Origin of the sequence: Irregularibacter muris, assembly GCF_024622505.1 — a bacterium.
In the GTDB taxonomy this organism is placed as follows: Bacteria; Bacillota; Clostridia; order Eubacteriales; family Garciellaceae; genus Irregularibacter; species Irregularibacter muris.
Map to the genome: position 1 here is coordinate 283,756 of NZ_JANKAS010000002.1, position 15,533 is coordinate 299,288.

The 15,533-nt window shown below is 33.6% G+C and carries 14 protein-coding genes; all 14 read right to left on the reverse strand.

What is annotated here, in order from left to right; all coding sequences use genetic code 11:
* Positions 1 to 7: 7 nt before the first annotated feature.
* Positions 8 to 925 carry a tRNA pseudouridine(55) synthase TruB gene (gene truB, locus NSA47_RS03770; RefSeq protein WP_257529560.1) on the reverse strand — a complete coding sequence of 306 codons (918 nt, stop codon included), beginning with the start codon at positions 923 to 925 and terminating at the stop codon, positions 8 to 10.
* A gap of 1 nt (position 926) precedes the next feature.
* Positions 927 to 1,874: a DHH family phosphoesterase gene (locus NSA47_RS03775; protein WP_257529561.1), complete on the reverse strand. Its 948-nt coding sequence runs from the start codon at positions 1,872 to 1,874 to the stop codon at positions 927 to 929.
* Between the two features lies 1 nt (position 1,875).
* Positions 1,876 to 2,229: a 30S ribosome-binding factor RbfA gene (gene rbfA / locus NSA47_RS03780; protein ID WP_257529694.1), complete on the reverse strand. Its 354-nt coding sequence runs from the start codon at positions 2,227 to 2,229 to the stop codon at positions 1,876 to 1,878.
* Positions 2,230 to 2,251: 22 nt separating this feature from the next.
* Positions 2,252 to 4,372 carry a translation initiation factor IF-2 gene (gene infB, locus NSA47_RS03785; protein ID WP_257529562.1) on the reverse strand — a complete coding sequence of 707 codons (2,121 nt, stop codon included), beginning with the start codon at positions 4,370 to 4,372 and terminating at the stop codon, positions 2,252 to 2,254.
* A 17-nt stretch (positions 4,373 to 4,389) separates the two neighbouring features.
* Complete coding sequence (locus tag NSA47_RS03790; protein ID WP_306811091.1) at positions 4,390 to 4,710, reverse strand: L7Ae/L30e/S12e/Gadd45 family ribosomal protein; 321 nt, start codon at positions 4,708 to 4,710, stop codon at positions 4,390 to 4,392.
* Positions 4,691 to 4,957 carry an RNase P modulator RnpM gene (gene rnpM / locus NSA47_RS03795; protein ID WP_257529695.1) on the reverse strand — a complete coding sequence of 89 codons (267 nt, stop codon included), beginning with the start codon at positions 4,955 to 4,957 and terminating at the stop codon, positions 4,691 to 4,693. The genes NSA47_RS03790 and rnpM overlap by 20 nt, the downstream gene beginning before the upstream one ends.
* 18 nt (positions 4,958 to 4,975) lie before the next feature.
* On the reverse strand, positions 4,976 to 6,040 hold the full coding sequence (gene nusA / locus NSA47_RS03800; protein WP_257529564.1) for a transcription termination factor NusA: 1,065 nt from the start codon (positions 6,038 to 6,040) through the stop codon (positions 4,976 to 4,978).
* An 18-nt stretch (positions 6,041 to 6,058) separates the two neighbouring features.
* Entirely contained in the window at positions 6,059 to 6,523 is a 465-nt protein-coding gene (gene rimP / locus NSA47_RS03805; protein ID WP_257529565.1) for a ribosome maturation factor RimP, read from the reverse strand.
* A gap of 194 nt (positions 6,524 to 6,717) precedes the next feature.
* Positions 6,718 to 11,031, reverse strand: a complete 4,314-nt coding sequence (locus NSA47_RS03810) for a PolC-type DNA polymerase III (protein ID WP_257529566.1) — start codon at positions 11,029 to 11,031, stop codon at positions 6,718 to 6,720.
* Positions 11,032 to 11,047: 16 nt separating this feature from the next.
* Positions 11,048 to 11,716, reverse strand: a complete 669-nt coding sequence (locus NSA47_RS03815; RefSeq protein ID WP_257529567.1) for an MgtC/SapB family protein — start codon at positions 11,714 to 11,716, stop codon at positions 11,048 to 11,050.
* A gap of 17 nt (positions 11,717 to 11,733) precedes the next feature.
* A complete protein-coding gene (locus NSA47_RS03820; protein ID WP_257529568.1) occupies positions 11,734 to 12,363 on the reverse strand; it encodes a glycosyltransferase family 2 protein in 630 nt (209 codons plus the stop codon).
* Positions 12,364 to 12,470: 107 nt separating this feature from the next.
* Positions 12,471 to 13,481, reverse strand: a complete 1,011-nt coding sequence (gene rseP / locus NSA47_RS03825) for an RIP metalloprotease RseP (RefSeq protein WP_257529569.1) — start codon at positions 13,479 to 13,481, stop codon at positions 12,471 to 12,473.
* Positions 13,482 to 13,675: 194 nt separating this feature from the next.
* Positions 13,676 to 14,707, reverse strand: coding sequence for an AI-2E family transporter (locus tag NSA47_RS03830; RefSeq protein ID WP_257529570.1), 1,032 nt, complete (start codon positions 14,705 to 14,707; stop codon positions 13,676 to 13,678).
* A gap of 14 nt (positions 14,708 to 14,721) precedes the next feature.
* Positions 14,722 to 15,516: a phosphatidate cytidylyltransferase gene (locus tag NSA47_RS03835; protein WP_257529571.1), complete on the reverse strand. Its 795-nt coding sequence runs from the start codon at positions 15,514 to 15,516 to the stop codon at positions 14,722 to 14,724.
* Positions 15,517 to 15,533 lie beyond the last annotated feature (17 nt).

A 15,533-nucleotide genomic window follows, 5' to 3' on the forward strand; every position in this document is an offset into this window, starting at 1 on the left:
CTCCTTACTACAACACACGTATAGGTTTAAAATAATATCTATTTCTTGCTTCTTCATATTTAATATTTCCAATTGCTGCTAAATGATTATTTAAATAGGCTAATATAAATTGGTCAGTTTTATATGGAGATAAATCCTCTTCAATCCCTTGAGGATAAATTGAATTTCCATTTTTCAGGGAATTGCTTGCACTATTTTTAATATGAATTTTTTGATATTCATCTAATGAGAATTCCAGTGGAAGTAACATTTTCTCCAACTGTCCTTTTTGATTACTTTCTTCTAGCTCCTCTAGAGTATGGGAAGAAAATATATTGAACTTACCTGAAGCAGTTCTCAATAAAAAACCCATATATGCACCACAACCTAAAGTTTCCCCTATATCTGCACACAGGCTACGAATATAGGTGCCCTTGGAACACGTTACTTCTATAAAAGCATATTGTGGGATATTGTGATGCAAGATTTTTATTTCATTGATGAATATCTTTCTTACGGGGATATCTACTTCTTTCCCTTGACGAGCATAATCATATAACTTTTTCCCTTTTACTTTAATAGCCGAATATATTGAGGGTTTCTGTAGAATTTCACCAGTAAAGCTGTCCAATACTTCCTTAAAGTGAGAAAGACCAAAATCTGGAGTAACGTTGCTTAACACTTGTCCAAAACTGTCCTGGGTATCCGTTGTAGCACCAAAAACAATTTTGGCTCTGTAGGTTTTTTTTTCATCATTAATATAAGGTATCACTTTTGTAGCTTTACCTAAATAAACGGGTAATACTCCCGCTGCACCTGGATCTAATGTTCCTGTATGGCCTGCCTTTTTTTCTTTAAAATTTCTTCTAGCCCAGTTTATAATATCATGGGATGTCATTCCTGGGGGCTTTAGTATATTCAATATTCCATCCATTATTATCACCATATTATAGTTTTTTTGATATTATCTCTTTAAGCTGTTCTATAATATCATCGATATTCCCTCGCATCGTACATCCTGAAGCTCTAATATGACCGCCTCCACCTAAACTCAAGGCAATCTCTCCTACATCAATGTATTCGTTGGAACGAAAACCTACTTTATATTCACCAGGCTTATTTTCCTTGATTAGTACTGCCACCTCAACACCTATAATATCTCTGCCGTAATTAATAATTCCCTCAATGTCTCCTGGGGTAGCCCCTACTTCTTCTAGGTCATTTAAATCTATTTGGATTAAAGCTAATTTGCCGTTAAAGTATAGCCTAAGGCTATTCATTGCTTTTCCAATTAAAAAAATCTTAGACTTGCTGTGCTCATCAAATAATTTTTTATTGATTTTCCATGGGCTTATGGGGAGTTTTAGTAATTCACTTGTGATAAGATGCGTTCTAGAAGTAGTGTTGCTATATTTAAACCCACCTGTATCCGTTACTATTGCAGTATATAAAGCAATGGCCATATCCTTGTCTACATCAACTCCCAATTGCTTAATCAAGTCATATATGATTTCTCCTGTAGCCCCGGCCTTTGAATCAATAAAATTAATAGAACCATAACGATGATTATTGATGTGATGATCAATATTTATAATTTGCTCACCATGTTTTATAGAATTAGAATCATATAAGTGATTAATATCACTACAATCTAAGCAAATGGCTACATCATATTTATTTATATTTTTATTAGGGGATAATTGAGTTATGTCCGTCAAGAAGGATAATTTATCCCCTAAGGAAGGATCTATGTTATAAATCACTTTTTTTCCAAGCTTTTTCAGCGCCAATCCCAAAGCTATGGAAGAACCAAGTGCATCTCCATCAGGTGATACATGAGATGTAATGATAAAAGAATTATATTTTTTTATTGTGTTTGTTATTTCCTTAAACATATTAATCCTCTGATTCATTAATATTTTTTAGAATACTTTCAATATGCATTCCATATTCTATGGAATGATCAATTTCAAATAACAACTCTGGTGTATATCTTAAACGGATTTTTTTACCTACTTCTCGCCTTAAAAGTCCCGCTGCACTTTCTAAGCCTTTCAAGGTATCCTTTTGCTTTTCCTTATCATCATAAACACTGATAAAAACTTTTGCATATCTTAAGTCATTTGTAACATCTACTTGAGTTATACTTAAAAGCTCTGATATTCGCGGATCCTTTATTTGATTCTTAATTAACGTGCTTAATGCTTTTTTCATTTCTTCATTAATTCTGTTAATTCTATGGGACAATATTCTCACCCTCTTTAATTTATAACTATCTAGGTATTTCCTCCATGGTAAAGGCCTCTATGATATCATTCTCTTTTAAATCATTATATTTTTCTATGCCAATTCCGCACTCATAACCTGATGCAACTTCACGCACGTCATCCTTAAATCTCTTTAAAGATGAAATACCGCCTTCATGTACAACAATTCCGTCTCTAATAATTCTTACTTCATTGTTACGATTTATTTTCCCATCAATAACATGACAGCCTGCAATAGTACCTATATTGGGGACTTTAAAAGTTTGTCGTATTTCTGCTCTTCCCATGATTACTTCTTTATATTCAGGGTCTAGCATTCCCTTCATTGCATCTTGGATATCTTCAATTGCATTGTATATAACTCGATATAAACGTATATCAACTTTTTCTTTTTCGGCAATGCTACGGGCATTATTATCAGGTCTAACATTAAATCCAATAATAATAGCATTAGAGGCAGAGGCTAGCATTACATCTGTCTCGGAAATTGCCCCTACTCCTGTATGAATGACATTAACCTTTACTTCATCATCGCTAAGTCTTACTAAGGACTGTTTTAAAGCCTCTATAGATCCCTGAACATCAGCCTTAATAATAATATTAATTTCTTTTACTGTACCTTGTTGTATTTGATTAAATAAATCTTCTAAGGATAGTCTTTGGGTTTGATGTATATGTTGCTCTCTTATTTCTTCTTTTTTCGTCTCTGCAATTTGTCGAGAGATTTTGTCATCTTCTACAACATAAAAAGTATCACCTGCTGAGGGAACCTCAGATAGACCAATTATCTCTACAGGCATAGAGGGTCCTGCCTCTTTAACTCTCTTGCCCTTATCATCTACCATCGCTCTTACCTTACCGTGAGATACACCAGCTACAACTGAGTCTCCGACGTGTATTGTGCCTGTTTCTATTAATAGGGTTGCTACTGTTCCCCGCCCCTTATCAAGTTGAGCCTCCACAATAGAACCTTTAGCTCTACGATTAGGGTTTGCCTTTAATTCCTGCATTTCAGCAACTAATAGTATCATTTCTAACAATTGATCTAAACCTTCACCGGTATGGGCAGACACTGCTACAGATATAATATCTCCGCCCCATTCCTCTACTAATAAACCATGTTCTGTTAACTCCTGTTTTACTCTATCGGGATTAGCGGCAGGTTTATCAATTTTATTAATGGCAACAATAATCGGAACATTAGCCGCTTTAGCATGGTTTATAGCCTCTATTGTTTGTGGCATTACTCCATCATCGGCAGCTACAACTAAAATAGCTATATCCGTTATACTAGCCCCTCTAGAACGCATAGCTGTAAAAGCCTCATGGCCCGGAGTATCTAAAAAGGTTATGGTTTCACCGTCCACCTTAACTGTATAGGCACCTATATGTTGTGTAATCCCGCCTGCTTCTCTTTCAGTAACCTTAGTTTTTCGTATAGCATCTAGCAAAGAGGTTTTCCCATGATCAACATGCCCCATAACTGTAATAACAGGAGGACGTTTGACTAAATCCTTTGGTTCATCCTTTTCATCTATATTCAACTTTTCCTCTATACTTTCTTCTTTTGCTTCTACTACAGCATATCCAAATTCTTCAGCAACCATACTCGCAGTATCAAAATCAATTTCCTGATTAATAGTTGCCATTATCCCTAAAAGCATCAGCTTTTTAATGACTTCACTGGAAGACTTAGAAAGTTTTTCAGCTAAAACGCCCACTTGTATAGAGGATAACAATTCTATTTCTTTTTTGCTGCTGTGTCCTGCACTCTTCTCCACAATATTTTCCTCATGATGCTCAGGTTTCTGTGTCTTCTTATTTTGTTCTTCTTTCGGGGAATGATGGCTTTTGTTCCTCGAAATATTTTTCTGGTTTTTTCTTTTCTCAGTAGATTTTATATTTGTATCCTCCAAATCATTATTGATATTATTCACTTCATGTTTCTCCTTGTCTATATCCAAGGTTTCATCTTTTAGTAAATCCATAATTAGACTTGCTTGTTCTGCTTCTAAAGTACTCATATGGTTTACCACACGAATATCTAAATCCTCTAACTGTGCTATCAATTCCTTACTACTTATATTCAATTTTTTTGCTAACTCGTAAACTCGAATTTTTGCCACGAGCTTCACCCCCTAAATTATTTGTTACTATAAATCCTCATAAGATTTTCTGCCATATTTTTGTCTTTAATTCCAACGATAGATCTATATTCCTTTCCTATCGCATTTCCAAGGCTAACTTTATCCCCTAGAATGATTAAAGATACGTTATATTTTTTAGACTCATTAATATAAGTTTTCTTTGTATTTTCCGACGCATCCTCAGCTATAATCACTAATTTTAATTTCCTTTTTTTCAGATTAGTACTCACGCCGACCTCTCCTGAAACAACTTTCCCGGCTCTTTGACATAATCCTAAAAAAGAATAAATCTTTTGCCTATTCATTAAATATCTCATCTCTTAATCTATTTTTTATAGTTTCGTCTATCCCTTTATTAAAAGCTTTCTCTATTTTCTTGTTTTTTATAGCAGCGTCAAAACAATCAATATTTTTGCAAATATACGCACCCCTACCATTAGCCTTACCTGTGGAGTCATAAAAAACTTCTCCTTCTTTATTTCTTACTATCCGTATTAATTGTTTTTTATCTTTTGCTTCTTGACATCCGATACATATTCTTTGAGGAATCTTTCTTTTCAACACTTTTCCTCCTCTCATATTTTAGGATAAATTACTCTCCTTATTGGTGTCCTCATCCATTGCTGATTTGCTTTTTATATCAATTTTCCATCCAGTCAATTTAGCAGCCAAACGTGCATTTTGGCCTTCTTTCCCTATTGCTAGAGATAATTGATAGTCATCCACTATGACCTTTGCCGATTTTTCCTCTTCGCAAACCTCTACTGATAAAACTTTTGCAGGACTCAATGCACTAGCAATATATTCTTTAGAATCCTCACTCCACTTAATAATATCTATTTTTTCACCCTTTAGTTCATCTACAATCTGTTGTACTCTAGAGCCTTTATGTCCTACACAAGCTCCTACAGCGTCTACATTCTCATTAGAAGAGTATACTGCCATTTTTGTTCTTGATCCCGCTTCCCTTGAAATAGATCGAATTTCCACAACCCCATCATATATCTCAGGTACTTCTAATTCAAACAATCGTTTTACTAGTCCAGGATGTGTTCTTGATACCAATATTTGTGGACCCTTTGTTGTTTTTTTAACCTCTACGATATACAGTTTAATCCTATCTCCATGGTTATAACTTTCTCCCAGCATTTGTTCGCTTGGACTTAAAACAGCTTCTGTTCTTCCCAAGTCAATAAATACATTATTTCTTTCTTTTCGTTGAACCATTCCTGTTATAATTTCATCTTCTCTATTATAATATAAATCATAAATAATTCCCCTCTCTGCCTCTCTTATTCTTTGAACAACTACTTGCTTTGCAGTCTGGGCGGCAATTCTACCAAAGTTTTTGGGCTTTACTAGTTCTTCTACTACGTCTCCTACTTCATAGTTGGGCTCAATAGCTCTTGCCTCTTTCAAACTTATTTCTAACAGTTCGGATTCAACCACGTCCACTACATTTTTCAAAGAAAATACTTTCACTTCCCCCGATTGTCGATCAATGGTTATTTTGATATTTTGAGCTGAACCAAAATTTCTTTTATAAGCCGATGTAATCGCCGCTTCGATGGCATCTAACAATACTTCTTTATTAATCCCTTTTTCTTTTTCAATTTGATCCAATGCCTCTATAAACTCAATATTCATTTTTCACCCTCCAATATATTAAAATTCAACATATAAGCGCACCGATGAGGCTGTTTCTAATGGTATCTCATATTGGCCCTGATTTTCAGTATCTAAAATTATATGATTGTTTTCTAGTCCTATTAAGGTACCAACAAATTTCTTGTTGCCCTTAAAAGGTGCATAAAGCTTAATTTCTATTTTATGATTTTTAAATTTCTCGTAATCTTCGGGCTTTTTTAGTGGACGATCAATACCTGGGGATGAAACTTCTAAATAATAACTCTGCTCAATGGGATCTGTTTCATCTAATAGATCGCTAAGCTGTTCGCTAACCAATTGACAGTCATCTATGGAAATTCCTCCAGGTTTATCAATGTATAGACGTAAATACCAGCTAGGTCCTTCTTTTTTAAATTCAATATCTACCAATTCGAATTTATAATCGCTAAGCATAGGATGTGCTAATTCTTCTACAATATCTTCAACTTTTCTTTTAGACATATTTCTCCTCCTTTGGTCTTATATAGTTATTGTTGCTTTTTTTGTTCTACTTATGTATATAAAGGCCTACAAAAGGAAAGAGCGGGTTTTCCCCACTCTTTTGCCAGTGTTTTATTCAGTATTTAGAATAATTATAACACTTATTTCCTTACGGCGCAAGGTGTTGACTTTTTCACCCTTTTACTCAACTTTTCTTAGAATAATGAGAGTTGATTACTATCAGGCAATCCTTCTAATGAACCATGCTGATCCAATATTTCAATCACTGTTTTACTAATTCTACTTCTTTCCCTAAGATCTTCTTTAGAAATAAATTTCCCTTCTTCTCTTGATTGCATAATACTATAGGCAGCTTTTATTCCTAAGCCCTGTAATGAATTAAAAGGGGCTAATAATGCATCATCATGAAGGATAAACTTGTCTGCATGGGATTTATATAAATCAACAGGCAACACTTTAAAACCTCTACAATACATCTCTAGAGCAATCTCTAAAACAGTTAATAGGCCTCTTTCTTTAACAGTCAAAGCATTTCCCTTGCCTTCTAGTTCTTTAATTTTTTCGTTGATGGTATCCCTTCCCTTTATAATTAAATCGGCATCAAAATCATCTGCCCTTACTGAAAAATAGGTAGCATAAAAAGCAAGGGGAAAATGAACTTTAAAATATGCGATTCTAAATGCCATCATAACATAGGCTGAAGCATGGGCCTTTGGGAACATATATTTGATTTTTTTACAAGATTCAATATACCATTGAGGGACTCCGTTCTTTTCCATTTCTGCTTGATCTTCTTCCCCTAATCCTCTACCTTTTCTAACACTTTCCATAATCTTAAAAGCATATTTGGGCTTTAAACCCTTATAAATTAAATACACCATAATATCATCTCTAGTAGAAATAACCTCTTTAATGGAGCATGTATTATTTCTTACAAGTTCTTGAGCATTATTCAGCCAGACATCTGTACCATGGGATAAACCTGAAATACGAATAAGATCAGCAAAGGCTGTCGGTTTGGTGTCCTCCAACATCTGTCTTACAAACCGCGTACCAAATTCTGGAATCCCAAATGTACCTACTGTACTGCCGATATCTTCATTACTCACATTCAATGCCTCTGGACTGGTAAAAATGCTCATGGTTTTCTCATCATCCAAAGGGATTTTTGTAGCGTCCATCCCTGTTAAATCCTCTAACATACGTATAACAGTCGGATCATCATGACCCAATATATCTAATTTTAATAGACGGCCACTTAAAGAATGATAGTCAAAATGTGTGGTAATAATATCAGTTTCTTGATCATCGGCTGGTCTCTGAATAGGGGAAAAGTCATATATTTCTTTGTCAGCAGGGACTACCATAATCCCCCCAGGGTGCTGCCCTGTTGATCTTTTTATTCCCGTGCAACCTCTTACAAGGCGGTTCATCTCCGCATTATGAAGAACCTTCTCTTTCTCATCTACATAGTTCTTTACAAAGCCGTATGCCGTTTTGTCCGCAATGGTCCCAATTGTCCCTGCTCTAAATACTTGACCTTTTCCGAATAATTCCTCTGTATATCTATGGGCAACAGGTTGGTATTCTCCAGAGAAATTTAAATCGATATCGGGTTCCTTATCCCCTTCAAATCCTAGAAAAACCTCAAAGGGTATATCAAATCCATCTTTTTTATATGGACTATTGCATACAGGACAATTTGCATCTGGTAAATCTGGCCCCACCCCTACAACATTGCTATCAAAAAACTGTGAATGCTTACATTTAGGACATATATAATGCGGGGGCAGAGGATTTACCTCGGTAATGTCCGTAAACGTAGCTACAAGAGATGAACCCACCGAACCCCTTGAACCTACAAGATAACCATCCTGTAGAGATTTTGCAACCAATTTGTGAGCAATTAAATATAAAACGGCATATCCATTGCTAATAATAGAATTCAACTCTTTATCTAATCGTTTTTGTACAACCTCTGGTAAGTCTTCTCCATATATTTTATGGGCTGTTGTCATAGTCATATTATATATATCATCTTCCGCTCCATCTATCTTAGGAGGGAAAGTTTCCTGTGGTATAGGAAGAATCTCTTCAATTTGTTCTGCAATCAAATTTGTATTTTTAATAACAACTTCCTGACATTTTTTCTCTCCTAAGTATTCAAATTCCATTAACATTTCATCGGTGGTGCGAAGGTAAAGTGGAGGTTGGTTGTTGGCGTCACTAAACCCTTGCCCAGTCATTAATATTTCTCTAAAGATTTTATCGTGCTCCTGTAGAAAATGAACATCGCAAGTAGCTACTACAGGTTTATTATATTTCTCTCCCAATTCTACTATTTTTTTATTAATTTCCTTTAGTCCATCACTATTTTCAACAATTCCCTTTTCTATTAAGAACTTATTATTCTCAATAGGCTGTATTTCCAAGTAATCGTAAAAGGATATAAGTTTCTTCAATTCACTTTCTTCAGCTTTTCTCAATAAAGCTCGATACAATTCTCCTGCTTCACATGCGGTACCGATAATCAGTCCCTCTCCTAACTCTGTTAGGAGACTTTTAGGTATGCGTGGTCTTCTGTAAAAATAATCTATATGAGACATTGACACAATCTTATATAAATTTTTCAAGCCAATTTGATTTTTTACTAAGATAATCACGTGAAAAGTATCCATTTTTTTAATAGCGTTCTTATCGGTAAAGATAAAATTTAAATCCTTTAGTTTATTTGCTCCCTTGTCTTTAGCCATATTGATTAAATTCATAAATATTTCAGCCGTTGCTTCGGCATCATCAACAGCTCTATGATGATTAAGAAGTTTAACGTCAAAATATTTTGCTAGATTATTTAGACGATGTCTTTTAAGTTGAGGTAAACTCATTCTTGCTAGAGCAAGAGTATCCAATATGGTATTGTTAACTTGTCTTCCCATTTCAAAGGCTTTGTTTTTTATAAAGGATATATCGAATTTAGCATTATGTGCAACGAGTACTGCATCGTCACAGAACTCTAAAAAGGTAGGCAATACTTCACTGATTTTTGGTTGGTTTTCAACCATCTCATCTGTTATACCTGTTAATTCTGTGATTTTTAGTGGAATTGGACATTCAGGATTTATTAATGTACTAAATCTATCAATCACCTGTTGATTTTTTATTTTTACAGCACCGATTTCAGTAATTTGATTTTTATCTGGTGATAATCCTGTGGTTTCAATGTCAAAGACGATAAAGGTTTGATCTAGCTCCCCCTGATTTTCCCCCCACACTACGGCGTCATCATCATCAACCAAGTAACCTTCTACCCCATAGATCACTTTAATATTATTCTTTTTACCCGCATTCATCGCATCTGGATAAGCTTGTAGTACTCCATGATCTGTTACTGCTATGGCCTGATGTCCCCATCTCGCTGCTTGCTCTATAATACTTTTAATATTAGAAATACCATCCATGGCACTAAACTGTGAATGAACATGCAACTCAACTCTTTTTTCCTCACAGGTATCTATTTTTTCCTGATGATTATAGAGTTGGACATCTTTGGCCATTACCACTATCTCTCTACTATATTTGTCAAATTGCACCTCCCCTTTTACTCTCACATAAGGGTTTTCAGTTAAGTCCTCCTGCATCGACTCTAATGCATCTTTTTTATCAAAGGCTTTGACGGTAATGGAATTAGAATAATCTGTTATATTAAAAGTTATAATTCCTTTATTATTGTTGAACAATCGACATTCCAAATCAAATACATGACCCTGAATAATTATGGTTCCTGACTCTAAGCTAACTTTCTCTATATGAGTAGGAATGCCAGTAATGTTTTTCCCTTTAATTACACGACGGGTAAAGCTTTTTTCTTGCCTATGATTTTCATTATTCGCTGTTTTAACTATGCTATCATCTTGCTGAACTACAGTCTTTTCAATAATCTTCCTAAGCTCTTTTTCCTTTAAATTGTGAAATTCACCCTTGTCTACATTATCCTGTCTGATGATGAATTCCACTTTAAAAGGTTGGATGACTTTTTTTGATAGTTTTTCCCGAATAAATGCAGGTATGTTTCTATTATGAATTGATTCTAATGCAATTTGAGAATCTGCCTTTATTATAAGAATATTATTATCTATCTTCCAATCTTCAAGGGGAATGGAAGATATAATGGAGGGGTAATCTTTTTTTACCCATAAAAATAATTCCTTCCTACCTTCTGTATACCAGTCTTGTATGGAATTATACTTTCTATCCTCCGCAGACAAGGAGGTAATTTCTCTATAGGTAATATGAATATCCTTTACAAAAGGATAGTAAGTTAAACAATAATTTTCTAATTCTTTAATTAAAATATTTTCAATCTTAAAAGGACCTTCTAAAATTATTTCCCAGCTATTCAGGTCCTTGTTTACTTTTACTTTTTTTATTTGACAATTATTTAGAAATGTAAATTGATTGTTCTGAATTATTTTATCGAAAAATTTGTTTTTTTTCTCTATTGAATGCAATATATTTTCCTCCTTGTTAATACAGCAACTTAACAGAAAGAACCTCCTCTAAAGCTGAAATTTCCTGTACGAATTCTTCTCCGCTAACAGAAGAGGGTAACTTTAATAAAAAGTCGAACTTAATGTTGTCTTTCTCTGATGTAATCATCTCAATATTATTTACCTTTATATTTAGGGAGTTTATCTTATCACTAATTTTTTGTAGTTGCCCAGATTCATTTACAGTAATTACCACCACATGCTGAAAGCGTTTTTTTGAAATATAGAGTAATTCAGCCTTATTAAATACGACTAGAGCTAGAAATACAAAAAATGTAGAAAGTAAACTTAAAATATATAGCCCTGCACCAATGGATAATCCTATACACCCGATTGTCCAGATACTAGCGGCTGTTGTTAAACCCTTTACACTATCTCCTTCTCTAATAATGGTTCCAACTCCTAAGAAACCAATTCCGCTAATAACCTGTGCTCCTAAACGTGTTGGATCTAACCTCGGTGATAGCTGATATAATTCGTACATTCTAATGGATATCATCATGACTATAGTAGCTCCTGTGCAAACTAAAATGTGAGTTCTAAAACCCGCGGGTTTATTGGTATACTCTCTTTCATAGCCAATAAGACCACTTAAAAGCAGGGCCAATAATAATCTCTTAAACATCTCCAAATTAGATAACTCCAATGATATCACTCCATAAATTATGAGATTTTAATAATTTTAATAATTTCCCAATACATTTTTAATCTTGCTGAAAAACCCTTAAACAAGCCTAGTTTTTCTTCTTTCATAACATGGGTCATATTTGCCATTGGCACCCCTACGGAGGGAATATTGTTTTTTCTGACATATCTTGTTAAAGCAACTTCCATACCAAAACGTGATATCTCCAAATGTGCCAGTTGTTGAAAAATTTCTCTTTTCACTACTCTTTGCCCAGTTAAAAATGGTGCTACTTTCTGAGCAAAGTCGGTAGCTAACCTACCATCAGAAAATAGTCCATAGGTCATTTGAACATCGGTACCAAGAATAGGTTCAATAAGATCAGTAATATGTTCAGGAGTCAATCCTATCAAGTCGGCGTCAAGTAGAACTAAAGTATCTGCATCGGTGCTATGAACCCCTTTCATAATCGCTCCACCTTTGCCTTGGTTTTTTTCCAAACGGATTGCCTTAATGCCATTTTTAACAGCAACATGATAGGTATTATCTTCAGAACCATCGTCCACTACAATGATCTCATCGATTATTTCAACTTTTTTCACCGCATTTAATACGTTTTCTATTCTACTTTCTTCATTGAAAGCAGGTATAATGGCTGCAATCTTCATGGGTTTCCTCCGTTATTCTATATTTTTTTCGTTTTTTATTCTGAGATTTTTTATCACATTCTGGAAAGCTTTCTTGTGTTTAGGCTACGAATATTTCTACGGTTTTTCTAAAAAAGGTTGGTAAATCTTGTAATATCTCTATATCCAATAAATACAGCTAGTATCATTAATAGTACAAATCCTACAAAATGAAACATTCCCTCTTTTTCTGGCTTTACAGGTTTGCCCCTTATACCCTCAATAGCAAGAAAAAATAATCGGCTACCATCTAAGGCTGGAATTGGCAGCAAATTAAACACGGCTAAGTTTAAACTGATCATGGCTGCCAAATGAATTACAGGTAATAAACCACTCTTAGCTGCTTCATTAACAATAGCCACAACACCAACTGGACCGACTAAACCACTTGTATCACCCTTTCCTATAATCAGCTGTCCTAGATAGTTCAACATTGTCCCAGTAAGAAAAATTATTTGATGTATTGATGAAGTAACTGCATTCATTATGGAACTTTCTGAACGGGGGACAATCCCAATTCTATATCTTGCTAAATCCTTGTCAAATTTAGGATGAATATTTAGCTCTTCAAGGGTACTGTTTCTATTCACAATAACATTTAACTGTCCATCTTTATTCGTGGTTATAATATTCTCAATCTGTGTATAATTTTTGATAGACTGACCATTTATCTCAACGATTTGATCTCCGGGTCTTAGCCCAGCTTCATAAGCCGGATATTCTTTATCCACTTCTTTAATGGTCGTAGTAGGGGTACCTACTGAATAGAAAACTATGGTGAGCAAGATAATTGCTAAAATGATATTCATAAAAGAACCTGCTGCAAATACAGCCGCTCTTCCTAACTTGCTTTGATTACTAAGACTTTTTACATCATGAGAATCTTCATCCTCTCCTAGCATCTTGCAAAAACCACCTAGAGGCAATGCCCTTAAACTATATACTGTTTCCCCTTTTTTAAATCCAAAAATCTTTGGCCCCATACCTACGGCAAACTCTTCCACTTTTACTCCAATCAACTTCGCCACACTATAGTGACCAAATTCATGAAATATAACGAGAATACCAAATATAATTAAAGAAAAAATTATTGTACTCACTCCATCACCGTCCTTAATATTGATTAGGTCTATTTCTAGAATTTATATTATTTTTCTCTAAATAAGAGTATTTTCTTTATTGATATCTACCATATTTTACCCCAAAAATCTCTTTTCAAGCCACAAGTCCTATCTATTTTAAATTTTTCTTTTGTAATCGATAAATCGGGTATAGTATTTTCTCTATTCTTATCCTAGATTTTGCGCTTATTATAATGATATATGAAGTTTTTTAACATAACTAAAATAATAGGACCGATGAATATTCCTGCAATCCCTATTAATTTATATCCTACATAAATAGCAAATATAATAAAAAGAGAATGGATTTCAAACTCTTTATTCACTAATTTCATTTGCAATATTTGCCGATTTATATTAATGATAATAAACAATATTAATAAACCCAAGCTTAAATAATAATTTTTTATAATAAGACAATAAAGAATTCCTGGTAAAAAGACAATACCTGGACCGATTATAGGCAAAATATCCGCTATGCCTGCTAATATCCCAATTGAAAAAGGAAAGGGTATTCCTAGTATATATAGCCCTAATATTATTTGTATAGTGGTTACCAAAATAATTTGTATATATATGAATATCATCTTTTTCCCAAGAGATAAAAGGTCAATAATATATTCTTTAGTAGATATATAGAGGGAAGAGGGAAGTATTTTCTTTAATATTTTTAAGAAATATTTTTTATCCTTTGAAATAAAATAAGCACTGATCATGCTAATAATACAAAATAAAATACTTGAAGAAAAGTTTTCAAAAGCATTAATAAATCCCTGTCTAATGGTATCTAGGTTTTTTGTTATAGTTAGTATGCTATTATAAGCTATATTTTCAAAATTTGCTTCCCATTGTTTTATAATCCCCATTGTACTCAACCATTTATGAAGGTATAGCATGATTTTATTAATAAATGTATAAATCCTTGACCATTGATTAAGCATTATGCCTAATTCATTTAAAATTATTCCTAGAATCAAAAATATTGTGGTTGCAATTAAAAATAAAATAAATACCATACTAATTAAGGTGCCTATATTTCTTTTCATATAAAATGTTTTTTCCATAAATTTTACTATAGGCTCTATTAGTATGGCAATAAATATCCCTAATACAAAAGGTCCTAACACGGAAAAAAATATTGTAGTTAATATTACAATACCTAAACTAATGATAAAATACCCATTTCTTTTTATTTCTTTTTTCAATTCACTCACCCATATTATAATATAAAAATGCTTATATAATAATATACGACAGGTGCAGTGAAAAGTATGCTATCAAATCTATCTAATACGCCTCCATGTCCAGGAAAAATATTTCCAAAATCCTTAATGCCATAAGTTCTTTTAATAGAGGAAGCTGTTAAATCACCAAGTTGAGAGATGACACTGGTAATTCCTCCTAAGACTACAAAATGTACCAAGGACATTGAAATATCATAGGCTTTTAAAATATATAATCCAAATAATAGGCTCACGAATAAGCTCCCTATTATTCCTCCTATGGCTCCTTCTATTGTTTTTTTAGGACTGATGGAGGGGCATAATTTGTTTTTACCCAAAAATATTCCTGTAAAATATGCAAACGTATCGGTTGAAAAAGCAATAAGAAATACTAACCAAATCAAATATTTCCCATAGGGAATATTTGAAAAAAGTAAAATATGTCCAAATAAAAAACTAATATAAAATATTCCACCGAAACTCAATAACGCCATCTTAAAAGAGGGTTCTTTCGTAAATAATTGATACACTAAATGAAAGATAAATAGAAAAACCAGGTATGGAATAATATATTTTGGAAAGCTTGACATAAGAATGAGTAAGCCTATATTGAATATTATCTCAATGATAATATTTATCTTTATATCTTGGCTTTCCATAGCTTTATACAATTCCCAAAGACCTATAGATGTTAAAATAATTGTGCCCACCAATAATGGTAGATTTCCTAGTAATATAACAAGTATTAGTAAGGGGATTCCTAAAATTGCTGTAACTATTCTTTTAAACATCGATATACCCCCATCCT